We start from the raw sequence: 25,926 nt of genomic DNA on the forward strand, positions 1-25,926 counted from the left end.
CCATAGCCCGTCTCGGTCACTCGCCGCCAACCTGCGCTTAGCCGTTTCCATTTCCGCAAAAAGCGCCGACCAATCAGACACCGCCACCCCTGTTATCCACCAGCACGAATCTCCTAGGACTGCACCCCACGGGGCAGCGCTGCCCCTGGGCAGAAAGACTACTGTTCACCCGCTTCGCCATATCGATCCAGGTTGGCGGCTTCCCATGACCCAGCCACATCGCATCCGGCGCATGCCCGGCAACACCAGAGTAGGGAGTTCCGGCCGCCGCCGCACGGCGCCGCTCGATGGCTGCCTCACGTGCCGCCTCCCTTCTGATGGAACCTGCGGTAGAGACCCGTCCCGTGGGCGACATCTGGCCCCGCGCAATGGCGTCATTGGCCGCATCTACATAGTCTGCGAACTGCTGTGCTTCTGCGTCTGTGGCCCACTCGGGGATCCTGACCTCAGCTTCGCCGTTAACGTTGCAGTTGTGAACGAGTACCGGCGTGGCCCCCGCGAGCACATAGTACGTGTGCAGGCTGCTGACAGTGAGGTTATGGACTGTCTCATCCAGCGCCGTCCACCGTTCGACGGCTGAGATCTGGACCAGCGTTCCGGCACCGGTCCGCAGCAACTCGCCGGCTCGCAGGTCGGTCGCGTCGATCCACTCACCCAGCTCCGGGACCCAGAAAGGGTGGCCGTCGGTGGCGGTGACGTCGGCGGTCTTCGTGCCCTTGTCGCCGTCGGTGTCGATGATGACCTTGACCAGGTGCTTGACGCCCTTGCCCTTGATCTCGCGGGTGACCGTCTCCACCCGCGTCTCACCGGTTTCGGGGTCGGTGGCAAGGACCTTGTCGCCGACCTTGACGTCCTTGATGGCCTTGGTGGTGCCATCGGCCGTCAGGACACGGGTGTCCGGGGTGAAGCTGTTGGTCGTGCAAGACGCGGCGGCCTCCGAACTCGAATTGCCCGAGCCCGAGTCCTCCTTCCCCGACCCGCTCCGTGACCCTCCGGACTTGTTCTCCGCCTTGCCGCCCCCGGCAGATCCCTTCTGCTGGGCCGTCTTACGGGCCTGGACCTGTACGGGGTTGCCGCGTGCCCCCTTGGACCCGGTATGAGCCTTCTTCTTGGCTGCTTCCGCAGCTGCCTTCGCGGCGGCCTGCGCTTTCCGTTTGGCCTCCGCCGCAGCGGCCTCCGCGGCCTTCTTCGCCTTGACCAGCGCCGCCTTGGCGGCCTGGGCCGCCTTGAGCCCGGTCTCAGCTGCTGCCTTGGCCGAGCGCCAGGCGTTGACAGCCTTGCGCGTCGATTTGAAGGCTCCCCACATCTTCTTGGATTTAGAGAAGAAGCTGGTGGCGGGAATTGCGTCCATCAGCAGGCTTCCGCAGGCCCACAAGTCGCCTTGAGAGAAGCATCCGACAACGTCGTCCCATCCGATGAACTGCTTGAACACCGCCCAGCCGGTCGCCAGGATCACATCGCCGATGGACCGGTTCAGCGTCCGCTGGTACTCCGCGATCTTCGCGTCCAGCGCTGCGATCGACGCGTCGAAGCTCGATGCCGTCGAGGTGAGGCCGGAGGGGTCGGAGTGGGTGACCGGGTTGTTGTTGGCGTAGGAGTAGCCGTTCGCCTGGAGCGGGTCGGACTGGTCGAGGACGGGGTCGGCGGAGAGGAAGCGGCCCGTCGACGGGTCGTACTCCCGCGCACCCATGTGGACCAGGCCGGAGCCGGCGTCGTCGTCACCTGTGTGGAACGCCGTGTGCGACCGGGGTTGCAGGTTCGCGGCACGGTCCTCGCCCCACGGGTCCTTCTTCGTGACCCGGACCGCCATGCCGTCGTCGAGTCGGACCTCTGCCAGTGGCGTGTCGTTGAGGTCGGTCGCCTGGGCGTACAAGTGCTCCACGAAACCGGCGGTGTTGGCCGCCGCCTCGTGGTAGCGCGTCACCGCGACGCTGCCGCCGTAGGTCCGCTCCGCGTACCGGACTTTCCCCGCGGTCGTCAACGACACCTTCGCGTCCGGCAGATGCAGCACCGCACCCGCGCTGGTGCGCTCCAGCAGCCGGTTGCCCATCGCGTCGTACACATACGACGTTTTCGACGCGGGCTTCCAGATCTGCGTCGCCACCGTCGAGTTGCAGGCGGTCAGTGTCAGATCGGTGCCCACGGTCGCGGCCGGTGTGGACAGGCACAGGCCCGTCGAGACGTGCTTGATCTGGCCGGTGTCCAGCGTCTGCCACTGCTGTGCCGCCACTGTGGTCGCGCACGCCTGGATCACCACGGCCGAGCCGGCTGCCGTGCCGCTGGGTTGAGCACACTGCCCGCCCACGACCAATTGGCCCACGGTGGAGTCCGAACCAGCAGGCTGCACACGGAAGTTCTGCGGCTTGCTCCCATTGCAGACGTAGACCTGAAGCGCCGTACCGGCCGTCGTTAGACCGCCCGCCAGGTCCAGGCACAGGCTCGACGCGCCCACCCACGGCCCTGAACCCTCCGCACCGAACCCGGTGACCGACTCGACCTTGCCGTCCCACGTCCAGGCCAAGCTCTGGGCGGAGTCGTCGGCGTCGGCGCGGTCCACCACGTTGCCTGCCGCGTCGTACGACTGCGTCGAACGGGACTTGACCTGCGCCCCCGCAGCCGTCGTCGACGTCTCCGTGGCCGAAGTCAGCGTGTGCGGCTGGTCGTTCTTCACTGCCTCCGACGCGTCTGTGCCGTAGGCGTACTCCGTGACGACGTCGCCCTTGGTGTCCCGCACGCCCGATGTGAACGTCGGATCGGCTTTGTACGCCGTCTTCTTGGTGCGGTTGCCGAGCACGTCGTACTCGTACGACTGCCAGTAACCGGCCGAAGCGGACGAGACGTTGACCGTGCCGTCCGCGTACACCGGCGCGGGGGACGGCTTGCCGGAGGCCGTGCAGGTGCCGCCACCCGGAGTCGTCCACGCCTGGGTGAGCTGGCCGAGGGTGTCGTACGTGAAGCACTGCCGTTCGGCCGCCGTGCCCATGCGGTCGGCGACGGACAGGACGTTGCCGGAGGCGTCGTAGGCGTAGGAGCGTTTGCTGACCTCGCTGCCGGGGACGACCGTGGTGTCCGTGGCGCTCTCCCGGACCAGCCGGGCGGTGAGGAGTTCGCCGGTGGACTCGTCGAAGGTGTTCTCCTGCCACAGGCGGTGTCCCGCCTCGCCGACCGTCGAGCGCAGGACCTGGCCGTAGGGCGAGTAAGCGGTCTCGGCGGTGTACCAGCCGCGCCCGGACACCGTGACCGGCAGGCCGGCCTCGTTGTAGCGGGTGACGACGTCCTCGGCACTGAGGCTGCCCGCTGCCGGAGAGCTGTACTTCTCCAACTGGCCGTCGGAGTTGTACGTGTAGTTGTACGTGTACTGCGTCGCGAAGCCGTCCGCGGTCAGACCCGGCGTCGAACCCGGCGGGAGTGCCGTGGTCATCGCGGTCGGCTGGTAGTCGGCCGTGTAACCGGCGATCGACGTGGTGTACGCCTTGCCGTCGGTGTAGCGGGTGGCCGAGGACAACTGGCCCTTGCCACCGGTCGCGCCGTCGTAGGCGTATGCCTGGACGAGCGTGGAGGCGGAGGCGCCCTTGGGGGTGACCTTGATCTCCGAGACGCGGTTCAGACGCTCGTAGGTGTAGGAGACCTTCTGCCCGCGCGCGTCGGTCGCGGAGGAGACCCGCCCGTAGGCGTCGTAGTCGGTGTGCGTCGCGCCGGTGTCCGGATCGGTGGTGTCGGTGACCCTGCCGAGGGCGTCGTACGTCCAGGTGCGGGTGTGGCCGACGTCGTCGGTGCTGGTCACCATGTCGCCGCGCAGGTCGTACGCGTACGTCGTGCTGACCGCGCCCGCTTCGCTCAACTGGGTGTCGCTGAAGGTGTCCTGACGTACCGTCCGGCCCAAGGCGTCCGTCCAGACCCGGGATGCCGGGGTGCCCTGCGGCTGACGGACGATCGTGTGGTCGAGGGCGTACTCGTAGCGGGTGCGGCGGTCGGTGGTCGGTACCGGCTTGTCGGCGTTGGTGAACGTCTCGCCGGTCTGCGGGTACGAGTGGTGGACGGGGGTGACCGTCAGGACGCGGCCCAGGCCGTCGTACGTGTACGACGTGGCGTTGGGGACCGCCGACTCGGACTCGGGTGCCACCAGGCCGGTGCCCGGGTCACCCGCCATGTAGTAGGCGTTGCGGGTGAAACGGACCTGGCCGGAGGCGTTGTGGAAGGTGTCGGTGACCAGTCTGCCGCCACCCACTGCCGGGACCTGGGTCTGACGTTCACGCCCCAGGCCGTCGTAGATGGTGGTGGCGGTCTTGTACGTCGCGTCCCCGGCGGCGCCGCTCGGGTTGTCCGACAGCGACTCCGTGACGACGGACACCGGGTTCTTGAGGTCGGTGTTGTAGGAGTAACGCGCGGTGGGGTCGTCGGTGGCGGACTGGGTGGTGTCCCAGGCGGCGACCGCGCGGCCCAGCGGATCGTACTGGTACGACGTGACGCGGCCGTTGGCGTCGGTCGACGTGCGCGTGGTGCCGCGTCCGGGTTCGACAGCGGTGGTCTCCCGCAGGTTGCTCCCGCCCGCGTCGGCCACTGTCTCGATCGAGTAGACCTGGCCGCTCGACGGCGTGTACGTCGTCGTGTTGGCGATCCCCGTCGGGTCGGTGACCTTGACGACACGGCCGAGGCCGTCGTACTCGGTCCGCGACTCGGCGATGCTCTCCTGCCAGCCGGTGCCGGTGCCGGTCGGGGTGACCGTCCTGGTCGCCAGGCCGTTGGCGGGTGTGGCTGTGAGGCTGCTCGCGCCGTCGTAGTAGACGCGCGAGGCGGCCACGAGGGTCGGGCCGGTCGACGCCGACAGATCGGCGGAACAGGTGGTGGCGCCGGTCGTCGTCACGGTCTGGGAGACCAGGCCGATGAGGTAGGCGGCCGTGTTGTGCACGTATGACGTCACCGTGCACGAGTCGTCTTTCGAGTCTGCCAGGTCGCCGTATTCATGGACCTTGACCGGCAACCCGTAGGTGCCCTCGTACTCGGTCTTCGTGCTGACCGTGCGCAGCGTCGAGCCGTCGGCACCCTTGCCCGATGCCTTCGTGTACGTAGTGGTCGCGCCCAGCGTGACACGTTCGGCGACCACGTCCGGGCCGTCGGTGCGCTCCCGGGTGGCCAACCGGACCGGAGGGTCGGGGACGTTGACCGTACGGGATGTCCATCCGGTCCTGGTGTCGGCGGCGGCGTTCGGGTAGGCCAGCGACTCGGCGACCATACCGGCGTACGCCTTCAGGTCGTTCGCGAGGACCTTGCCCTCGATGTCGGCTGTCTTGACGGCGCGCTTGACGTCGTCGGTCGACTTGTCCGGGGTGTTGTCCGCGAGAACGTCGTCGTACATGCCCCGGAAGTAGCGGGTGACCGACTTGGCGGCGACGCTGCCCGCGGACGCGTCGGTGGCTCCGGTGACGGTCGTGACGGTGGGATAGCCGCGCCAGTCGTCCCAGGTGCGGGTCTTGGGACGGGAGAACTCCGCCTGGCCCTTGGCCCACAGAGGGCTGCTGTCGGTGTCGTAGGTGTACTTCGTCACGATCTCCTGAGCATCCGCGAGCCGCGGGAACTCGGTGATCTTGTCGACGACGTACTTGTGGAACCAGGAGATGCGCTTGTCGGCCAGTTCGCCGTCGGCGTGCCAGTGGACGGGATAGCAGAGCTGGTCGTTCTGGTCCGGGTCCGGTCGGGCGCTGCCGGGCAGGCACTTGCCTGCCGGCGTCTTGTAGTCGATGTGCGTGCGGCCGCCGTATTCGGAGACGACATCCTGGATGCGCAGCCGGTCGAACACCTCGCCCTGATCGGCTGCCGTTTCCTTGACCCGGTTGGGCAGTGCCTGCTTGTTGTGACCGAAGGAGACGGGGTTGAGGGTGTCCGTGGCACCGTCGACGGCGTATCCGGTACGGGTGATGGACTCCAGCCACAGCGCGGTGTACTCACCGGTCAGGTCCCAGGGAAAGGACTGTCCCAGGCTCCAGGAGTCGACCTTCGACAGCAGGGTCGACGAGCCCGGCGCCACACCGCAGGCGTTGCGCTGTCCGGTCTCGTTGCCGTCGGTGTCCGCCTTGTACTCGGTCAGCCGCACGTCCTGCTCGCGCTGAGCACAGGCGTCGACCGAGGCGAGCCGCTTGCGCGACCAGAAAGTCGGTGTGTACGTCGTGCACTTGGAGCCAGTCGTGCAGGCGAGGTCGGCGGGTGTGTCGAACCACGGACGGGTCCGGTCGGACTGCTTCGAGTCGAAGTTGGCGCTCGTGCAGGGGACTTTGAGGGCGTTGTCGTAGAAGCAGCGCTCGGCGGCGTTGAAACGCATCCGGCCCAGCGGTTCCTCGGTGAACAGTGCACCCGCGCGCTGGCCGTAGTCGATGCGGGTGAGGTAGCCGCCCCGGTCGTAGCCGACGGCACGGGCCTCCTTCATGTTCCGTGCGTAGGCGTTCCGCTCCTTCTCCCACCACAAGGACATCGCGTTGCCGTTGGTGTCGACGACGTAGTCGAGCTGGAAACGCCAGCCCTGGTCGCAGAAGGCGTCCGCGAACTTCTCGGCGTAGCAGGGGTCGGTGCTGTGGTTGCCGGCGACGGGGACCGTGAGGACTGAGTTGGTCTCCTCCTTGCCGGAGGACCAGCCGGGCAGGCGGTTGAGACCGAAGTAGTACTGGGTGCCGTCGCTGGTGGTGACCTTCCAGAACTCGCCGTTGTCGTCACCGTTGCCGGAGGAAGAAACCCCGGTGACGACCTTTGAGTAGTCGGCTTCGGTCAGCAGTTCGGCGCGCGTGTTGTCGCCACGGGAGCTCTTCCACTCCTTGCTGGTGGGACTCACGCGCACCAGTTCGGTGGTGCTGCCGTTCAAGGAGAGCACGGCGTTGTCCGAACCCCAGCACTGGTCACCGGTGAAGTGGTCCTTGTTGTTGGCACCGGAAGTGTCGGCGGCGCATCCGACGAAGGTGCGGGTGATCGCGCCGGGGTTGTAGTCCCAGCCCTCGCCGACCCAGGAGACCTGGTTGTTCGTCGCGGACGTACGGCCGTCCGAGGTCTGCGAGTTGTAGCTGAGAGTGACGTTGGGGGACGGGCCGGCGGGGGTCTGAGGTGCGGCCATCGTGTACGCGTAGCTGAAGGCTCCCGAGGCGCCTCCGGCCGTCCAGGAACCCGCGGAGACGATCGGACTGGCACTGAAGTCGCCACCCGAACCCGCTCCGTAGGAACTGCCGACGAACAGAGCACTCTTCGGGGAGTCGGCGATCTGCCGTACGGCACCGGCGGTACGGCCTCCACGCCAGACCGCCTGGTTCACCGAGGGCGTGCCTTCGGCGCTGACGCCGGTCGGCTGTGACGCCGTGCCGAGCGCGGCGGTGTCGACGGTGATGTTGAGCAGGGTCTCCGGGACCTCGACAGTCGTGTCCGTGTCGCCGACGACCTCGTCGTCCGAGGGGTCCTCGCCGGGATCCGTCTCGGAGCCCGAGGAGTCTCCGGCGTCCTGTGGCACTTCGACCGTGTCGCCGGTGCGTTCGACATCGGTGGTCACCGGAGTACCGGTCGAGCACTCCTCCAGATCAGGTGTGGTGGCGTAACAGGCCGGCATGAGGGTGAAGGACAGCCGGTCGAGCCACTGAGCGCTGTAACTCTTCGCGAGCTTGGTCGCGTCGATGGAGACGACCGCGTCACCGATGGCGGTGTCGGGTGCGTCGACGGCGAGCAGGAAACCCTGCGCGCCGCTCGCGAGCACCTTGTCCTCAGCGGCTGCGGCGACGCTCCATTGGCCTTTGAGGGCGTCGGCGGCTTCAGGCGTGGCGCCTTCGGGTGCGCCGACGCCGATGCTCATCGTGCCGTCGGCCGACTTCGCGATCTCGGTCGGGGAGCCTGCGGCCAGGGTGTCGAGGGTCTTGCTGCCAGTGGTCTCAGGGACCTCGGCCACCGCTGCCGGGCTGTAGGGCTCGTTCGGCTGGGTCGATGCCTCGCCGGAGAGTTCCGCGAGGTCGTCGCTGAGCTTCTCGTCGACGGGTACGGCGTCCGTCTCCTGGAGATCGTCCAACTCGACTGCGGTGCGGGTGTCGTCCGGACCGACGGCCACTGCCCCCGGCAGCAGTGTGACGTTGAGGGCGAGAAACAGCCCGGCGATCACGCCGGCGCGAGCTCCGCGTCGTATCCGGCGTTCACGCGGCGATCTCTTCAGTACACCTCTGCCGCACCACGACAGCACCCCACGCACCCCCCGACGCCCCATCCCCTCGGGTGGATGGCGCATGGTGATCACAAACTCACGGACAGAGCACGAGATAAAGGCCAGATGAAGATCTTCGTCAAGATTTGAAGGATTCGTGTAATTCATGTCACGCGTCAAATCTGGACAAAGAAATGCAAAAAAAGCTCTAAGAGGTTGTCTCACGTGGTGAGTTTCGCGAGCTTCTTGTAGCAGGTCAGGGCGGCTGCGAGGCCGAGGAAGGCGAGGAAGTGCGATCCCTTCCGCTCGTATCGCACGGTGAGGCGGCGGTAGCCGAGCAGCCAGGCGATGGACCGTTCGATCTTCCAGCGGTGCCGGCCGAGTCGCTCGCCGGACTCGATGCCCGGACGTGCGATGCGCGGGACCAGGCCCCGTTCACGGAGCCAGGCCAGGTGGTCGGCGGAGAAGTACGCCTTGTCCGCGCGGATCTTGACGGGACGTCGTCTTCGTGGTCCGCGCCGCGAGCGGACGGCGGGTATCGCCCGGATCAGCGGCTTGAACGCCTGGCTGTCGTGGAGGTTCGCGCCGGACACCGCGAGGGCGAGCGGGATGCCCTGGGCGTCGGACAGGACGTGCAGTTTGCTGCCCTTCTTGCCGCGGTCGACCGGGTTCGGCCCGGTCAGTGATCCCCCCTTTTCGCACGGACGGAGGCCGCGTCGATGATCGCCGAGGTCCAGTCCAGCTCACCCCTGGCGCCGAGTCGGTCGAGCACGGCCCGGTGCAGCCGGCGCCACAGGCCGGCTTCGGTCCAGGCCGTGAACCGGCGGTGCGCTGTCGCCGGGGACGTACCGAACGTCGGCGGCAGGTGCCGCCAGGCACACCCGCTGGTCAGTACGTACACCACCGCCGTGAACACGGCCCGCTCATCACGCGGAGCGGTCCCGCCTCCCTGCGGTCGAGCGACGAACGACGGCAGCAACGGGGCGACCAGCTCCCAGAGTTCATCAGGAACCAGCCGCTTCGACAGATCGGCAGTCACGACCGACATCATGCCGCACGAACATCACGCCACATGAGACAACCTCTAAGTGGCCCTGGGTGTCCGGCAAGTCACTGGTCGGTGGCTCAAAGGGTGTTGATCTCGAACGGATGAGCTGTTCATACTCCAACGGCCCGAACCGGCGCGATCGGCGCGTCCGTGTGGCCGAGACGGCCAGGTCCGAGGGCATCCCGAAGAACCGCACCGCTTGGAGAAGGGCTCCTTGAGCGACCTCGACAGCGCCACCGAAGCACAGGAGACGGCACCAAGTCCGTCTGTCGGCAAGCGCGTTCGCCGTGGCCTCGCCGCCGCGCTCGCCGTGTCCCTGCTCGCAGGAGGCGGTGCCGTGCTGGCCCTGCGGAGCGACGGCGACCCGGAGCGCGACGCGAAGCCGCCTGCCGCCGCACGTCCGTTGGACGAGAACGCCGCTCAGCTCAAGGCGCGGCAGACCGGCAGAAAGGTCGAAGTCGCCGCGCTGCACGACGAGTTCTCCACGACCGTCGCCAACCCGGACGGCACGTTCACCTACACCACGTCCGTCGCACCCGTGCGTGCGAAGAACTCCGCAGGACAGTGGGCTCCGGTCGACACCACACTCCGGCGCGAGGGCGACGGCTGGCGTACCGTCAACAGTCCCTACCCGGTGACCTTCACGGACGGGGACCGTGAAGCCGAGGGATCCACCGCACGCAAGGCCGCCTTCCGCGCCGAGGACACCCCCTGGAACCACCTCCTGACGATGACCGCGGACGGCCACGACATCACGTTCGAGTGGCCCGGAGAACTGCCCGCACCCGTGGTCGAGGACAACCGGACCCTGTACGAGGGAGTCCTGCCCGGCGTCGACCTCATGCTGTCCGCCCGCGACACCGGCTTCACCCACGTACTGATCGTCCACACTCCCGAGGCCGCCGCACAGTTGGCCGCGACTCCGCCAAGGTACCGCGTCACCTCACCCACCCTGTCCTTCTCTCTCGACCCTGCCACCGACGTGCTGCTGGCCAAGGACGATGCGGGTCAGGAGATCGCTGTCTCCCCCACTCCCTTCCTGTGGGACTCCGCCGGTACGCACGACACCGACACCCCGGCCGCTGACCCGGACGCCGCCACCGGCACGAACGAGGACCGGGAAGCGGTGGAGGAGGGCTACACACCCGCACCCGCCCCGGACGACACCGAACCGCCGAGTGCCGACGCGCACGGCGACGACCCCGGCGAGGTCCCGGACGCGGACTTCACCATCGAACCCTCCCTCGCTCCCTCCGCAGGCCAGGACGCGGGCACCGTGCCCGGCGAGGAGGGCATCGACCCTGCCGCCTACGCCGTACCGGCTGCCGCACACGAGACTCTCGCGCTGCCCGCCGCGGGAGGTCCCGGCGAAGGCGCTCACGCGACTACCGCGGCTGCTTCCTTCGACACGGGTGTTCTCACGGTCAGCCCACCCAGCAGCTATCTCGTGAGTACCGAAGGACTGACCTACCCTCTCTTTCTCGACCCCTCCACCACCGGCATCCGGGCCAACTGGACGACGGTCTACAAGAAATATCCGGGTTCCAGCTTCTACGACGGTGCCAACTACAACGAGGACACCAAAGAGGCCCGGGTCGGCTTTGAGCGGGACACCTGGGGCACCGCCCGCTCCTTCTTCAAGATGAGGCTGCGCACCGCCATCAAGGGCGCGACGGTCTCCGCCGCCAACCTGAAGGTCCTGGAGACCCACTCCTGGTCGTGCAGCAAGCGCACCGTGCAGCTGTGGCGCACCGACGGCTTCGGCACCCGGACGACCTGGAACAACCAGCCGGCGTGGAAGCGGAAGATCACTTCCAAGTCCTTCGCCTATGGCTGGAAGTCCAACAGCGCCTGCCCGGACGCCTACGTCAACTTCACCGTCACCTCCCTCCTCCAGGAGGCCGCCGACAACGGCTGGACCGAGTTCAACCTCGGTATGGTCGCCTCCAACTCGTCGACGGCACCCACGAGTTCCGCCGGCGGCCTGGAGACGGACACGTACTCCTGGAAGAAGTTCCAGGCGGAGGGCGCCGGTTCGCCCGTACTTGCCGTCACCTACAACCGCAGGCCCGGTGCTCCGACCAACTACACGATGACGCCGGGTGGTTGCGACACCAGCAGTGCCCCGTACATCAAACTCGGCAAGACCGTACCCACCATCAGTGCCAAGGCCGTCGACCCGGACGGTGACCTCGCCAAGCTGGAGTTCGAGGTCACGCGCTCCGACACCGGTGCGAAGACGACGTACAACCGGGCCGCCGACGACGGTGAGGTCGCCGGAGCCTCTCTCACCGGCCTGGTGAACAAAGTGACGTACGCCTGGCGGGTACGTGCCTGGGATGCCGCTACCAGCAGCGGCTGGACCCCCACCTGCCGCTTCACCTACGACACCGACCTGCCCGACTCGCCTGCTCCGGTCGTCTCGACGGACTTCCCCGGTGACAACGACAACGACGGTGACGGCGAGACCTGGTCCAAGAATCCCTTCGGCACCGCCGGCAGCTTCACCTTCGCAGTCGGTGACACCAGCGAGACGGACATCGTGAAGTTCGTCTGGTCGATCAACTCCACCAACTACGCGGGCTACGTCTGCGCGAACGGTAAGCAGGGAACCTCGGGTGGTACCACGGTCTCCTGCACCACGGCCCTCAAGTCGGCCACGGTCACCGGAGTCATGCCACCTGCCGCAGGCCCCAACACCCTGTACGTCAAGGCTGTCGACGCGGCGGGCAACATGTCCCCCGCCGCCCGCATCCACACCTTCTACGTCAAGCCACGCTCGACCCCGGACAGCCCCGGTGACCTGAACGGCGACGGCACCGCCGACTTCGCGCACATCAGTGACGTCGGGAACCTCTGGATCGGCGCACTGTCACAGAACGGCACCTGGTTCAACCAGACATATGCCGCGCACGATCAGGGCAAGATCCTCAGAGACGCTGCCACCGTTCCCCACATCTGGAACGGCCAGGGCACGTTCTCCCTGGTCACCCACAACGGCGACTTCGCCCACGGCGACGGCGTCACCGACTGGGTGATCCGTACTCCTGAGGGTCGGCTCTTCGTCTACCCCGGTGACGGCTACGGAGGCATCGACGTCAGCCGTCGTATCCAGGTACGCCTACCGGCGAACGCGCCTCACCCCTCGACGTTCTCCGAGATCAAGTCGGCAGGCGACGTCACCGGTGACGGCAGACCCGAACTGTTCGTCGCGGGTGGTGCGGGCGGGGCCGAGCTGTGGGTGTTCACCGGCTACACCGGCGTTACATTCACCGAGGCGATCCAACTGACCACCGGTGCCTGGGCGGACCGTGACTTCGTCGCCATCGCCGACTACAACGGTGACGGCGCCGCCGACATGACGTACCGCGTCCGCACCGGAACCGCCGCAGGCAATATCTACCTGCGCAAGGGCATTCTCGACAGCGACGGTGTGGGCACGGTCCTCAAGAGTCTCGGTACCTCTGCCGACAGCCTGGACGGTGACGACTACTACGTCACCCCGGGCACCTTCACCGCTGCCGACTTCCCTCTCCTGTACGGCAGCCCGGACATCACCAAGGACGGAATCCCCGACATCGTCGCCACCAACAGCGCGGGAGCCCTGCTGCTCTACAAGGGGGGCGCCACCACCATCGGAGCGGCCACGACCCTGCGCGCCAGCCTTTTCGCCACGACGAAGCAACTGGGCTGACCGGGGAGACCAGTGTCGGGGCGTACCGCACCTGCGGTACGCCCCGGCGACTTGTACACCCCAAGGATGGCCCCCACCTCGCCCTACGGTCGACAGCTCTTTGTCAGACTCACCCCGTACCGTTGACGCATGAGTGATCGAGTGTCCAGGCAGACCCGGGGCCGCACATGAGGCGCCTCTCCCCACGGCGCCTTCTGGCCGGAGCAGCCGCCGTCGTCGTCCTCGCGGGCGCAGGCACGTGGACGGCGGTGGCGTCGGACGGCAAGCCGGCGGTGCGTGAAGCGGACCGTGTCATGGACATCGACGGCGTCAAGCTGGACACCTCGTACTTCACGACCGGCGGTACGAAAAAGCGCCCCGCCGTGCTCCTCGCGCACGGCTTCGGCGGCAGCAAGGACGACCTCAAGGACCAGGCCGAAGACCTCGCCCGCGACGGCTACGCCGTCCTCACCTGGTCCGCGCGCGGCTTCGGCAAGTCCACCGGCAAGATCGGGCTCAACGACCCGAACGCCGAGGTCAAGGACGTCTCCAAGCTGATCGACTGGCTCGCGAAACAGCCCCAGGTCGAGCTGGACAAGACCAACGACCCGCGCGTGGGCATCGCCGGTGGTTCGTACGGCGGCGCGATCTCCCTGCTCGCCGCCGGCTACGACACCCGCGTCGACGCGATAGCCCCCTCCATCACGTACTGGAACCTCGCCGACGCCCTCTTCCCGGACGGCGTGTTCAAGAAACTCTGGACCGGCGTCTTCTTCAACACGGCGGGCGGCTGCGCGAAGTTCGAGCCCGCGCTGTGCGCGATGTACGACAGGGTCGCGGAATCCGGCGTCCCGGACGCGCAGGCGAAGAAGCTCCTCGAAGACCGCTCACCCTCGGCGGTGGGCACCCGCATCAAGGTCCCGACGCTCCTGATCCAGGGCCAGACGGACTCCCTCTTCACCCTGAACCAGTCGGACGCCGCACAGAAGGCGATCAAGGCGAACGGCGCCCCCGTGGACGTCGACTGGATCGCCGGCGGCCACGACGGCGGCGACCTGGAGTCGGACCGCGTCCAGACCCGCGTACGGAACTGGTTCGACCGCTACCTGAAGGACGACAAGGCGACGGACACGGGCCCGGCGTTCCGCGTCACGCGCACAGGCGGCGTCGACTCCACGGACGGCGCGGCGCAGCTCAGGGGCGCGAGCGCGAACACGTACCCGGGCCTCGGCAACGACACCAAGAACATCCAACTCACCGGCGAAGCACAGACGTTCACCAACCCGCCCGGCGCCAACCCGCCCGCCATCTCCGCACTCCCGGGCCTCGGCGCGGGCGGCGGCGGCCTGGCCCAGCTCTCCTCCCTGGGCGTCGGCCTCTCCCTGGACTTCCCGGGCCAGTACGCGGCGTTCACGTCCCAGCCGGTCACGGACGACCTCCGCATCACCGGCTCCCCGACGGCCACCGTCCATGTCAAGTCCACGAGCGACGAAGCCGTCCTCTTCGCGAAGGTGTACGACGTAGGCGCGGACGGCCGCAGCCAGGTCCTCCCCTCCCAACTGGTCACCCCCCTCCGCGTGGACAACGCGAAGGACGGCCAGGACGTCAAGATCACCCTCCCCGCGATCGACCGCAAGATCGAGCAGGGCCACCGCCTGCGCCTGGTCCTCGCCTCGACGGACCTGGGCTACGCCTCCCCGGCGGCGACGGCGTCGTACACGGTCTCCCTGGCCGACCAGAAGCTGACCGTCCCGACGGACCCGGCCCTCGAAAGCACGGCGTCCACCCTGCCCGCCTGGGTCTGGTGGCTCCCCCTCGCGGGCGCGGGCGTCGCCGCCGCCCTGCTCCTCACGGCCCGCCGCCGCACGGCGACCCCGGCGCCGGACCCGGAGCACAGCGACGTACCCCTCCAGATCACCGGCCTGACGAAGAAGTACAAGGGCGGCGACCGCTACAGCGTCAAGGACCTGAGCTTCACCGTCGAGAAGGGCCAGGTCCTCGGCCTGCTCGGCCCGAACGGCGCCGGCAAGACGACCACCCTACGCATGCTCATGGGCCTCATCAGGCCCGACGGCGGCGAGATCCGCGTCTTCGGGCACGCGATCCGCCCGGGCGCGCCGGTCCTCTCCCGGGTCGGCTCGTTCGTCGAGGGCGCGGGCTTCCTCCCGCACCTGTCGGGCCGCGAGAACCTGGAGCTGTACTGGCAGGCGACCGGCCGCCCCGCGCAGGACGCGCACATGGAGGAGGCCCTGGAGATCGCGGGCCTCGGCGACGCGCTCGCCCGCGCGGTACGCACGTACTCGCAGGGCATGCGCCAGCGCCTCGCGATCGCCCAGGCCATGCTCGGCCTGCCGGACCTGCTGATCCTCGACGAGCCGACCAACGGCCTCGACCCGCCGCAGATCCGCGAGATGCGCGAGGTGATGATCCGGTACGCGGCCCAGGGCCGTACGGTCATCGTCTCCAGCCACCTCCTGTCCGAGGTCGAGCAGTCCTGCACGCACCTCGTGGTCATGGACCGCGGCCAGCTCGTCCAGGCGGGCAAGGTCGCCGAGATCGTCGGCTCCGGTGACACGCTCCTGGTCGGTACGGCGACGCCGCTCGACGAGCCGATCGTCGAGAAGATCGCGGCCCTGCCCGGCATCGTCTCGGCGACGCAGGCGGACGGCGGCATCCTGGTCCGCCTCGGTCCCGACGGCACCGCGCAGCGCCTGATCACCGAGCTGGTCCGGCTCGACATACCGGTGGAGTCCGTCGGCCCGCACCGCCGCCTGGAGGACGCCTTCCTCACCCTGATCGGAGGTTCCGCATGAGCACGCTCACCGAGACGGCCTCCGGCTACCGGGCGGCCAAGACCCTGCCGCTGAAGGTGGAGTTCGCCCGCCAGCTCAAGCGCCGCCGCACGCTGGTCATGGGCGGCATCCTCGCCGCGCTGCCGTTCGTCCTGTGGATCGCGTTCCTGATCGGCGGCACACCGGACGGCCGCGACGGCCGGGTCACCCTGATGGACACGGCGACCGCGTCGGGCGCCAACTTCGCCGCCGTGAACCTCTTCGTGTCGGCCGGCTTCCTCCTGGTCATCCCGGTCGCCCTGTTCTGCGGGGACACGGTCGCCTCGGAGGCCGGCTGGTCCTCCCTGCGCTACCTGCTCGCGGCGCCGGTCCCCAGGGCCCGGCTCCTGTGGTCGAAGCTCGTCGTCGGCCTCGGCCTCAGCCTCGCCGCGATGGTCCTGCTCCCGCTGGTCGCGCTCGCGGTCGGCACGGCCGCGTACGGCTGGGGCTCACTGGACCTCCCGACGGGCGGCGCGCTCGATCCGGGTACGGCGGCGCAGCGGCTGCTGATCGTCGTCGCGTACATCTTCGTCTCCCAACTGGTCACCGCCGGGCTCGCGTTCTGGCTCTCGACCAGGACTGACGCCCCGCTCGGCGCGGTCGGCGGCGCGGTCGGCCTGACGATCGTCGGCAACGTCCTGGACCAGGTCACCGCGCTCGGCGACTGGCGCGACTTCCTCCCGGCGCACTGGCAGTACGCCTGGGCGGACGCGGTCCAGCCGACGCCGGAGTGGGCGGGGATGGCGCAGGGGGCGTCGGTGTCGGTGACGTACGCGGTGATCCTGTTCGCGCTGGCGTTCAGGGGGTTCGCGAAGAAGGACGTGGTCTCTTGACCAACCTCTGGCCTCGGAAGGCTACGCACGAGTAAGTTGCCCTCACTTCCAGCCAGTTGAAGTCAGGGGAGCCGTCATGGGCGTACGCAGGGACCTCAGGAAAGCCAAGCGGCGCACCGACCTCGCGGCCCGCATTGCCCTGGACCTGGTCCGGGACAGCGCCGGCACGGTCCGCGAGGCGCACGTCCCGTCCCTCACGGCCCCCCTGACGACCGGCAGCATGGCGGACCTGCCGTACAAGAACGCCACCGAGGCCCCCGGCGACGCGATCCTCCGCCGCCGCGACTCCGCGGGAACCTGGCGCCCGATCACGGCGGCGGAGTTCGCCGCCGAGGTCACCGCCGTCGCGAAGGGCCTGATCGCGGCAGGCCTCGAACCCGGCGGCCGGGTCGCGGTGATGTCGCGGACCCGGTACGAGTGGACGGTCCTCGACTTCGCGATCTGGTCGGCGGGCGGCGTCACCGTACCCGTCTACGCGACCTCCTCCACCGAACAGGTCGAGTGGATCGTCCGCGACTCCGGCGCCCGGCACATCATCACCGAGAACCCCGCGAACACCGCCACGGCCGTAGCCGCCACCGCCGGCCGCGACCCCCGCCTCTGGGAGCTGGACGCGGGCGCGCTCGCCGACCTGAGGAACCTCGGCCGAGAGGTCGACGACGACGAGGTCACCAAGCGCCGCCGGGAACTCACCCCCGACGCCACCGCGACCATCTGCTACACCTCAGGTACTACGGGACGACCCAAGGGCTGCGTCCTCACCCACACCAACCTCCACGAGGAGGCGGGCAACGTCCTCGAACTCCTCCACCCCGTCTTCAAGGCGGTCACCGGCCGCACCGCCTCCACCCTCCTCTTCCTCCCCCTCGCGCACATCATGGGCCGCGTCCTCCAGATCGCCTGCCTCACGGGCCGCATCGAGGTCGGCCACTTCCCGAGCGTGAAACCGGACGAACTCCGCCCCGCCCTCAAGGAGTTCAGGCCCACGTTCCTGGTCGGCGTCCCCTACCTCTTCGAGCGCATCCACGACACCGGCCGCGCCACCGCCGAGAAGATCGGCCGAGGCGCCTCCTTCGACCGCGCCGAACGCATCGGGGTCAAATTCGCGGAGGCGTACCTCGCCAAGTTCCTCGGCCAGACCACCAAAGGCCCCGACCTCAAGCTGTACGCCGCCTGGGCCCTGTACGACGTACTCGTCTACCGCCGTATCCGCAGCGAACTCGGCGGCAGGCTCAACTACGCGATCAGCGGCGGCAGTCCACTCGACCGCACCCTCAACCTCTTCTTCCAGGCCGCCGGAATCATCGTCTACGAGGGCTACGGCCTGACGGAGACGACAGCCGCCGCCACGATGATCCCGCCGCTCGAACCCCGCCCCGGCACGGTCGGCCGCCCGGTCCCCGGCACCGCGATCCGCATCGCCGACGACGGCGAGGTCCTGATCAAGGGCGGCGCGGTGTTCCGCGCGTACTGGAACAACCCCGAGGCGACCCAAGAGGCCCTGAAAGACGGCTGGTTCGAGACCGGCGACCTCGGCGCGCTCGACGCCGACGGCTACCTCACGATCACCGGCCGCAAGAAGGACCTCCTGGTCACCTCCGGCGGCAAGAACGTCTCCCCGGCCGTCCTGGAGGACCGCCTGCGCAGCCGCACCCCCGTCGGCCAGTGCCTGGTCGTCGGCGACAACCGCGCCTTCATCGCCGCGCTGATCACCCTCGACCCGGACGCGCTCGCCCACTGGCTCGCCGTACGGGGGCTCCCCGCCGACACCCCGTTCCCGCAGATCGCCGCCGACCCGAGGATGCGCGAGACCGTCCAGCAGGCCGTCGAGTACGCCAACCAGGCCGTCTCCCGCGCCGAGTCGATCCGTGAATTCGCGCTGGTGGAAGGGGAGTTCACCGAGGCGAACGGGATGCTGACCCCGTCCCTGAAGGTGAAGCGGGACGTCGTGACGCGCGTGTACGCCGAGCAGATCGAGGGGATCTACCGCAAGAAATGACGGACGGCGGGCCACCGGGAAGCCCGGTGACCCGCCGTACGACGGGAGCGGTACGGCTCAGCCGTTGGCCGCGCCGTTGCCCGACAGAGCGGAGATGTCGTCGAGGATGTGCGACAGCGGCTCGTCGCCCTTGGCCTGCGTCGAGTTCTCCACGCACTGCTGGTTCTGCGGCGCCGACAGGACGTTGATGTCCTGGACGGCGATCGGCACGAGGCCGACGATCGAACCGGCGTTGATCTTCGCCGGCAGACCGATGCAGGGCTTGTTGAGCGAGCCCTGGACCAGCGAGAGCTGCGGGCTCATGTCGCCGAAGGTGGCGGAGTTGCCGAACTCCTGCGAGGCACCGTTGCCGCTGGCGGACGTGGTGCCGCTGTCGTCACCGATGGCCAGCGCCTGGGGCGCGGCACCGGCCGCGATACCGGCTACGGACGCGGCTACAGCGGCGGTTGCCCACAGCTTCTTCATGGTTCTTGTTCCCTTCGAAAAGCGGACTCCGGGGGAGGAGCTGCGTGATCGAGAACTGTCGGCCCCCGTCGAAGGTTGCGCAGGATGACCCGTTCAGCCGAGCGCGCTATTTGCAGGCGTACGCGCTCCCGCGCACCGGCACCGGCGCACCCACCAGGTTCGGCGGATCCTTGGGGCGCGGGTTCGCCCGTTTCACCAGCAGCGGCTGGTCCTTCGCGACCTTCGAAAACACCGCCCGCGCCTTCGACTTGTCCCACGCGAGCGTCGAACCGACGTCCCTGCGTACGGGGTTGAACCCGGCGATCGGCACGGTCGTGAACTCCGTCGCCCCCACCGGCACTGTGCGCAACTCCCCGGCCAGCCGCACGAGTTCACTCACCCCGAACCCCTGCGGCCCCGAACCGAGCAGCGTCCGAGCCCACTTGACGGTACGCACCGGATCGGCGAGCAGCCTGCGCGCCTGGAGACCGCGCAACGCCTGCACGAGGAACCGCTGTTGACGCTGGATACGGCCGAGGTCGGCGCTGCCGTCGAAGTGCCGCGACCGCACGTACTGGAGCGCCGGGCCACCGCTCAGCCGGTGCCTGCCGGGCCGCAGGTCCATCTTGGTCGCGGAGTCCCTGAGCCGCCTCGGCGTGCACACCTCGACGCCGCCGACCTGGTTCACGGTGTCCATGAAGCGCCGGAAGTCCACCTGGAGGTACTTGTCGATCCGTACCCCCGTCATCGCCGCCACAGTCTTCACCGCCAGCTCCGGACCGCCTTCCTGGTAGGCGGAGTTGAGCTTCGCGGGGTGCGCGCGGCGGGTGCGGCCCGCGTCGTCGCGGTACGCCGGGATCGTCGCGAAGGAGTCGCGGGGCAGGCCGACGACGCTGATCCGGTCCCGGCGGGCCGAGAGGTGCACCAGCATCATCGCGTCGGAGCAGCCGCAGGGCTCGCCGCCCGCGTGGAAGCGGCGCTTCTCGGCGGCCGTGATGGTGTCCCGCTCGTCGGTGCCCAGGACGAGGATGTTCAGGGGGCGGCGAGGGGCGGAGTGCGCTGCGGGGAGTGCGGCACCGGCGAGGAGGGTGCCGGTGGTGGTGAGGACGACGGCCGTGCAGGCGAGACGGCGCCGGGACGGCCGTAGGAGTGGCGAAAGGTTTCTCTCGGATGAGTTCGATGCTCTGTCGCTCGTCACGCGGCGCACCGTAAACGGAACGGGCCGCCGGAAGACCGGCGGCCCGCTGCGACGGGGCGGAAATCAGCCCCTGGGCTCAGCGAAGTGAACCCGTTCGACGGCTCAGTGGTTGGCCGCGCCGTTGCCCGCGAGGACCGAGATGTCGTCGAGGATGTGCGACAGCGGCTCGTCGCCCTTGGCCTGCGTCGAGTTCTCGACACACTGCTGGTTCTGCGGGGAGGACAGGACGTTGATGTCCTGGACCGCGATCGGCACGAGGCCGACGATCGAACCGGCGTTGACCTTGGCCGGCAGGCCGATGCAGGGCTTGTTCAGCGAACCCTGGATCAGCGCCATCTGCGGGCTCATGTTGCCGTAGGTCGCCGAGTTGCCGAACGACTGAGAGGCGCCGTTGCCGCTCGCGGAGGTCGTGCCGTGGTCGTTGCCGATGGCGAGGGCCGGGCCGGCGCCCGCGCCGACGACGGACGCGGCGACAGCAGCAGCGGCGAGTACCTTCTTGATCACGTGAATAAATCCCTTCTCGAGAAACCCCGTCCACCGGAGCGTGCTGATCAACCGACGAAGGGGCCCGTCGGTTTCCCCCATTCACCCGTACGGCTCAAGACCGGCGTGTCGGAAAACCGATCGGGTGACGTGCCGCAACCAATTCCCGCGTCCGCTGTTGTGTCGGGGGCAGGCACAAGGTCCCGGCTCCACGGCCGGGATCGGGAAAGAGAAGAGAGCGAAATGCTGAAGAAGGCAATGGCCGTGGCGGCGGTAGCGGCGTCCGTCGTCGGCGCGAGCGCGGCGCTGGCCCCCCAGGCGCTTGCCATCGGGGACGACAGCGGGACCACCTCGGCCAGCGGCAACGGCGCGCAGTCCGCGTTCGGCAACTCGGTGACCAAGGGCGACATGAGCCCCCAGGCCACCCTGGTCCAGGGCTCGGTCAACAAGCTCTGCGCCGGCGTGCCGCTGAAGGCGAACGTCGGTTCCGTCGTCGGCGTGGTGCCGATCGCCGTCCAGGACATCCCGATCCTGTCGGCCCCGCAGAACCAGCAGTGCGCCGAGAACTCGACGCAGGCCAAGGGCGACGAGCCGCTGTCGCACCTCGCGAGCGACATCTCGGCGCTCTCGGGCAACGGCGTCTCCAACGGCTGACGTCCGCCGGTGTGTCGCGTCCGGGCGGTCCGCTCTGCGTGTGGGCCGTCCGGGCGTTTCTCTGTGACACGCCGTCAATTCGCTTTACTTTCCTGCGAAGAATCGTTCTGTCACGCCAAACTGCTGATTATATGAATGCGTTCGAGTGAATTCCCGTTCGGCCCATGTTGCTCAGTTTCTTTCGCTGTCTATCTCTCGTTTGCAGCCTGTAGGTCATGGGAGGCATGACCACGGAGAAGGGATAGACATGAAGAAGAGCGCTGCTGTCATCGCGGGTCTGGTACTGGCCCTCGGCGGTGCGGTTCCGGCCTTCGCGGACGCGGGCGCCGAGGGTGCGGCCATCGGTTCGCCGGGTGTCCTCTCCGGCAACGTCGTCCAGATCCCGGTGCACGTCCCGGTCAACGTCTGCGGCAACACGGTCAACGTGATCGCGGCCCTGAACCCGGCGTTCGGCAACACCTGCGTCAACGACTGACGTTCGCGTCATACCAGGCTGAACGGCTTGGTCGAAGGCCGGCCTTGGACACCTGCCCAACGTTCCGAGGCCGGCCTTCGGCACTCCCGCGCCAGTCGTGGCCGCCGTCGAGGTCCGTTCACGCCGAGTCCAGCATTCATGGCAGTTCGAGCAGGAAGACAACGAGATTGCGACAGACCCTGAGCAGGGGAATGGTCGCGGCGGCTGCCGCGACGAGCATTCTGTCCCTGTGCGGCAGCCCGGCGTTCGCCGACTCGCACACCAGCGGCACCACGGCCGGCTCGCCCGGCGTCCTGTCCGGCAACAACGTCGAGGTCCCCATCGACGTCCCGGTCAACGCGTGCGGCAACACGGCCGACGCGGCAGCCGGCTTCAACCCCACCTTCGGCAACTCCTGCGGGTCCCCTGCGGAGGTGGCTCAGAAGTATGCCGGGTACGGGGCGGACGATGACGACGAGTCGTACGGGGGGTACGGGTCCTACGGCGACGAGCACGAGCACGGGTACGGGGCCGGTGACTGGGGCGACGACTCGGGGTACGGGACCGGGCAGCCGCCGGGCGGCGGGGACCAGCCTCCGTCGGGCCACGACCAGCCGCCGGGCGGGGGTGACCAGCCTCCCGGCGGGGGTGACCATCCTCCGGGTGGAGGCGACCAGCCGCCGACGGGCAACGATCAGCCGCCCGGGGGTGGGGAGGAGTGCGACAGCCCCGGGGATGTGATCGGTGGGCCGGACTCCAACGGGGAGACGTGCGAGCAGCCGCCCGGTGGAGGTGACCAGCCCCCTGGCGGTGGCGACCAGCCCCCGACGGGCAACGACCAGCCCCCCGGCGGTGGCGACCAGCCGCCCACCGGCAACGACCAGCCCCCCGGCGGGAACGATCAACCCCCGACGGGCAACGATCAGCCTCCCGGTGGCAACGACCAGCCCCCCACGGGCAACGATCAACCGCCGACCGGCAACGACCAGCCCCCCACGGGCAACGACCAGCCGCCGACCGGTACCAACCAGCCGCCCACGGGCAACGACCAGCCCCCCGCCAAGCCGCCGGTCCTGGCCCACACCGGTACGAGCGACCTGCTCGCCGCCGCGGGTTTCAGCGCCGCGATGATCGCGGGCGGCGCCGTTCTCTACCGACGTGGCAGGGCCGCTTCCCGTCGGTGACGAACCCTTCGCACACGCCTTGGTGCCGGACGCTCCTGGAAGCGGCCGGCACCCGCGTTTGTGGGTCAACTGGCCCTGGGATCAGCTGACTCCGGGATCAACGCCGTACGGCGTCCGCGCTCCGTTCCCCGCTCCGCCCCGGCGCCGGGACCGCCCCGCCGGGCACCCCGGTGCGCAGGCGGCGGCGTACGCCTCGTACCAGCGTGCCGGACGTGAACGTCGCGCCGTGCACGAAGCGCATCGCGGGGCCGAAGCCGGAGGCGGTGACGAGGCCGGCCATGAAGAGGCCGGGCCAGGAGGACTCGAACTCCCGTCCCACGGAAGGGGATCCGTCGGCCACGGCGGCGAGGGCTCCGCGCAACTCGGGGGAGAGGAGGGCGAGTCGGTCGCGGGTGGCCTTGAAGCCGGTGGCGGAGATGACGTGGTCGGTCGCGATGGAGCGGGTGCGGCCGGCGGAGTCGGTGATCTCCAGCTTGAGCTTCTCGGCGTCGGTCCGTGGCTTCCCGGACGCCGAACGCCCCTTGCCGGAGGCCGACTTGCTCTTGCCCGGCCCTGACTTGCCCTTGCCCGGCGCCGACGCGCCCTTGTCGGCCGCCGAGTTGGACAACTCCCCTTCCGCCGCCGTCACTTCGTGCCCCAGCAGTACTTCCACCATCCCCTCCACCCGGTCCCGTACCCACCAAGCCCCGGCGGGGCCAAGGGCGTCGGCGGCGATCCGGGCCCGCGTCTCCTCCGGCAGGCGCCGGTACCACCCGGCCCGCTCGGAGTAGAACCAGTTACGCCACCCGCAGCCCAGCCCGCTGTGCGGTGAGCGCAGGGACTGCCACCAGGGCCGCTCCCACGGCGGCGGGACATCGTTCCAGTCGAGCCGGTCCGCGCGCGCCAACACCCGTACCTTCGTGCCCTGTTCGGCGAGGAGCGCGGCCGTCTCCAGGGCCGCCTGGCCGCCGCCGATGACGGTGACGTCGCGCTCCCGGAAGCGGTCGAGGGAGCTGTGGTGGCTGCTGTGGGTGACGAGGTCGGGGGAGACGCCGTGCAGCGCGGAGGGGATCTCCACGAACGGCATGACGCCGATCGCGAGGGCGACCGTACGGGCGTGGACGGTCTCCCCGTCGTCGGTCACCGCCTCGAAGCCGCCGGGGTGCGGGGAGATCCGGACGATGGTCCGCTCGTCCACCTCGGGGACGGCGTTGCGGGCGAACCACAGGCCGTACTCGGCGAACACCTCCACCGGGATCGGCTCGCCGTGGCGCGCGGAGACGCCGCGCGTCTCGCAGTACGCGTCGAGGCGCCAGCGCGCGGCGGGGTCGGACAGGTTGGACGCCCACGGCTCCGACTTGAGGAACATGCCGCGCGGCATGTGGTCTCGCCAGGACGCCATGGGCCGGCCGAAGACGCGCAGGCTCAGCCCGGCGGACGCGGCATGGGACGCGATGGACAGGCCGTACGGGCCGGCACCCACCACCAGCAGGTCGAACATCAGCAACTGCTCGCTTTCGAGTCATCGGTCGGAGGAGTGTTCGGAGGGGTGTGGGGGGAAGCCGAAGGGGAGACCACGGGGGAGGTCGTGGGGGAGGCCGTCGTACCCGTGAGACCTGAGAGTGACGCCGGACGGCTATCACCCTGAGGTAGCCCGGTACGGGATACCGGCGGCGAGGGCGACTGCCGTACGACCCGGGGTCGTACCCCCGTACCCCCCGTACCGCCGGACCCGCTACCCGCCCGCCGCAGCCGCTGGACGACCCGTGTCGCGACGTGGCGGCACCACAGGCCCCACATCGTGCGGCCCGGCGTGGGGTCGTCGGCGGCGTACCAGGCGAGTTCACGGCCGTGCGGGGCGGGGCGCAGGGCGGTGAGGGGGGCGTAGTTCTCGACGACGAAGGCGCGGCCGGGGCGGGGGGAGCCCGGCGGGAGGGGGCGGTGGGTGAGGTCGAGGTGCTGGGCGCGGACGACGTCGAGGCCCGCCGCGTCCGTGAAGAGGCGGAACTGGGCGCCGGGGCGCGGGTTGAAGTCGAGGAGGTGGTAGCGGCCGGTGGCGGCGCAGCGGCGGAAGTCGAGGTCGAGGATGCCCCGGTAGCCGAGGTCGCCGGTGAGGCGCTCGGCGAGCGAGGTCACCGTGGCGTTCGGGACCCACTCGCCGACGGCCGTGAGCCCGGCGCCGCGCGGCCAGGACAGCAGCTTGCGGCCGGGCCCGCCCGCGCGGACGGCTCCGGCGCGGTCGGCGTACCCGTGGAAGAACCAGTCCAGTCCCGCGCCGGGCGCCAGGAACTCTTGCAGCAGCAGGGGGCAGCCGGCCTCCTCCGTACGGAGGTACAGCTCGCGCGCCTCCTGGGTGGAGCGCAGGACGACCGTGCTGCGCAGTCCGCTGCCGCCGGGCAGCAGCCACGGGCGGCTCCACTTCGCGATCACCGGCAGGCCCAGCCGCCACGCGGCCTGCGCCGCCTGCGACTCGCTCTCCGGGACGACCGTCTCGGGGTGCGGGACGCCCGCCGCCCGGCACAGCCCCGCCAGCTCGGCCTTGTCCGCGACCCGCTGCGGCAGCTCGCCGGGCTGCTGCGGCAGCAGGTAGGCGGGCGCCAGCTCCTCGCGCAGCCTGCTCACCGCGACCGCGCTCGCGTCGTCCATCGGGATCAGCACGGCGGGCCGCTCCACGCGCGCGGCGACCCGCAGCAGCACGGCCGCGATCTCCGCGTCGGCGGCCCCGGGCAGCGGCGGCGGATGCAGCTGCCGTACGAACCGGGAGTGGCGTACGGGGCTCCCCGTCACGTCCGCGACGAGGTGGACCTCGACCCCGGCGCGGCCGAGCGAGCGCACGGCACCCAGCGTTCCGTGGTGAAAGGGATTCCGGTCGATCCGCAGCAGCACTGCGGGGACGCGGGTGTCGAGCAGGGGCACGGGCATTCCTTCGGTTCGTTCACCGGTGCGGACGAGCGGATCACTCGAAAGCCGTAACGGCGGTGGCGTACT

General features: G+C 69.3%; 14 protein-coding genes. 7 read left to right on the top strand and 7 right to left on the bottom strand.

Features of this window, described 5'->3' with window-relative positions:
* Positions 1-73: 73 nt before the first annotated feature.
* The gene (locus tag J8M50_RS49660; protein WP_010350108.1) at positions 74-8,119 is read right to left on the bottom strand and encodes an RHS repeat-associated core domain-containing protein; all 8,046 of its coding nucleotides are present in this window, start codon (positions 8,117-8,119) and stop codon (positions 74-76) included.
* Positions 8,120-8,379: 260 nt separating this feature from the next.
* Positions 8,380-9,206, bottom strand: a protein-coding gene (locus tag J8M50_RS09515; RefSeq protein WP_370516800.1) for an IS5 family transposase whose coding sequence is annotated in 2 segments (ribosomal slippage) — positions 8,380-8,847 and positions 8,850-9,206 — 825 coding nt in all. Because the reading frame shifts where the segments join, the coding sequence is not laid out codon by codon here.
* A 214-nt stretch (positions 9,207-9,420) separates the two neighbouring features.
* Here J8M50_RS09515 and J8M50_RS09520 point away from each other — a divergent pair.
* The 4 genes from J8M50_RS09520 (at position 9,421) to J8M50_RS09535 (ending at position 18,542) form a co-directional block, all read left to right on the top strand.
* Positions 9,421-12,900, top strand: coding sequence for a DNRLRE domain-containing protein (locus J8M50_RS09520; RefSeq protein ID WP_141655598.1), 3,480 nt, complete (start codon positions 9,421-9,423; stop codon positions 12,898-12,900).
* A 167-nt stretch (positions 12,901-13,067) separates the two neighbouring features.
* On the top strand, positions 13,068-15,692 hold the full coding sequence (locus J8M50_RS09525) for an alpha/beta fold hydrolase (protein WP_010355658.1): 2,625 nt from the start codon (positions 13,068-13,070) through the stop codon (positions 15,690-15,692).
* The gene (locus J8M50_RS09530) at positions 15,689-16,543 is read left to right on the top strand and encodes an ABC transporter permease (RefSeq protein WP_010355659.1); all 855 of its coding nucleotides are present in this window, start codon (positions 15,689-15,691) and stop codon (positions 16,541-16,543) included. Before J8M50_RS09525 ends, J8M50_RS09530 begins: the two co-directional genes overlap by 4 nt.
* A 76-nt stretch (positions 16,544-16,619) precedes the next feature.
* Entirely contained in the window at positions 16,620-18,542 is a 1,923-nt protein-coding gene (locus J8M50_RS09535; protein WP_010355660.1) for an AMP-dependent synthetase/ligase, read from the top strand.
* A gap of 57 nt (positions 18,543-18,599) precedes the next feature.
* On the opposite strand, the gene J8M50_RS09540 is transcribed toward J8M50_RS09535, so the two are convergent.
* From J8M50_RS09540 to J8M50_RS09550, 3 genes are all read right to left on the bottom strand, one after another.
* Complete coding sequence (locus J8M50_RS09540) at positions 18,600-19,007, bottom strand: rodlin (protein ID WP_010355662.1); 408 nt, start codon at positions 19,005-19,007, stop codon at positions 18,600-18,602.
* A 106-nt stretch (positions 19,008-19,113) separates the two neighbouring features.
* The gene (locus J8M50_RS09545; RefSeq protein WP_010355664.1) at positions 19,114-20,184 is read right to left on the bottom strand and encodes an LCP family protein; all 1,071 of its coding nucleotides are present in this window, start codon (positions 20,182-20,184) and stop codon (positions 19,114-19,116) included.
* A gap of 102 nt (positions 20,185-20,286) precedes the next feature.
* Entirely contained in the window at positions 20,287-20,688 is a 402-nt protein-coding gene (locus J8M50_RS09550; RefSeq protein ID WP_010355665.1) for a rodlin, read from the bottom strand.
* A 222-nt stretch (positions 20,689-20,910) separates the two neighbouring features.
* Here J8M50_RS09550 and J8M50_RS09555 point away from each other — a divergent pair, with 222 nt between their 5' ends.
* From J8M50_RS09555 to J8M50_RS49665, 3 genes are all read left to right on the top strand, one after another.
* Positions 20,911-21,321 carry a rodlin gene (locus J8M50_RS09555; RefSeq protein WP_010355666.1) on the top strand — a complete coding sequence of 137 codons (411 nt, stop codon included), beginning with the start codon at positions 20,911-20,913 and terminating at the stop codon, positions 21,319-21,321.
* Positions 21,322-21,568: 247 nt separating this feature from the next.
* On the top strand, positions 21,569-21,796 hold the full coding sequence (locus J8M50_RS09560) for a chaplin (RefSeq protein WP_010355667.1): 228 nt from the start codon (positions 21,569-21,571) through the stop codon (positions 21,794-21,796).
* Positions 21,797-21,963: 167 nt separating this feature from the next.
* Complete coding sequence (locus J8M50_RS49665) at positions 21,964-22,959, top strand: chaplin family protein (protein ID WP_040837110.1); 996 nt, start codon at positions 21,964-21,966, stop codon at positions 22,957-22,959.
* A 97-nt stretch (positions 22,960-23,056) separates the two neighbouring features.
* Here J8M50_RS49665 and J8M50_RS09570 read toward each other — a convergent pair whose 3' ends face one another.
* Positions 23,057-24,439, bottom strand: a complete 1,383-nt coding sequence (locus J8M50_RS09570; protein WP_010355670.1) for an NAD(P)-binding domain-containing protein — start codon at positions 24,437-24,439, stop codon at positions 23,057-23,059.
* Positions 24,439-25,860, bottom strand: coding sequence for a carboxylate--amine ligase (locus J8M50_RS09575; protein WP_010355672.1), 1,422 nt, complete (start codon positions 25,858-25,860; stop codon positions 24,439-24,441). Before J8M50_RS09575 ends, J8M50_RS09570 begins: the two co-directional genes overlap by 1 nt.
* Positions 25,861-25,926 lie beyond the last annotated feature (66 nt).

Source organism: Streptomyces acidiscabies (genome assembly GCF_020010905.1).
Classification (GTDB): domain Bacteria; phylum Actinomycetota; class Actinomycetes; order Streptomycetales; family Streptomycetaceae; genus Streptomyces; species Streptomyces acidiscabies.

Excerpts from the sequence above, each read along its gene's own strand:
- J8M50_RS09525 (WP_010355658.1), top strand. The coding sequence starts at position 13,068 with ATGAGGCGCCTCTCCCCACGGCGCCTTCTGGCCGGAGCAGCCGCCGTC.
- J8M50_RS09530 (WP_010355659.1), top strand. The coding sequence starts at position 15,689 with ATGAGCACGCTCACCGAGACGGCCTCCGGCTACCGGGCGGCCAAGACC.
- J8M50_RS09535 (WP_010355660.1), top strand. The coding sequence starts at position 16,620 with ATGGGCGTACGCAGGGACCTCAGGAAAGCCAAGCGGCGCACCGACCTC.
- J8M50_RS09540 (WP_010355662.1), bottom strand. The coding sequence starts at position 19,007 with ATGAAGAAGCTGTGGGCAACCGCCGCTGTAGCCGCGTCCGTAGCCGGT.
- J8M50_RS09555 (WP_010355666.1), top strand. The coding sequence starts at position 20,911 with ATGCTGAAGAAGGCAATGGCCGTGGCGGCGGTAGCGGCGTCCGTCGTC.
- J8M50_RS09560 (WP_010355667.1), top strand. The coding sequence starts at position 21,569 with ATGAAGAAGAGCGCTGCTGTCATCGCGGGTCTGGTACTGGCCCTCGGC.
- J8M50_RS09570 (WP_010355670.1), bottom strand. The coding sequence starts at position 24,439 with ATGTTCGACCTGCTGGTGGTGGGTGCCGGCCCGTACGGCCTGTCCATC.
- J8M50_RS09575 (WP_010355672.1), bottom strand. The coding sequence starts at position 25,860 with ATGCCCGTGCCCCTGCTCGACACCCGCGTCCCCGCAGTGCTGCTGCGG.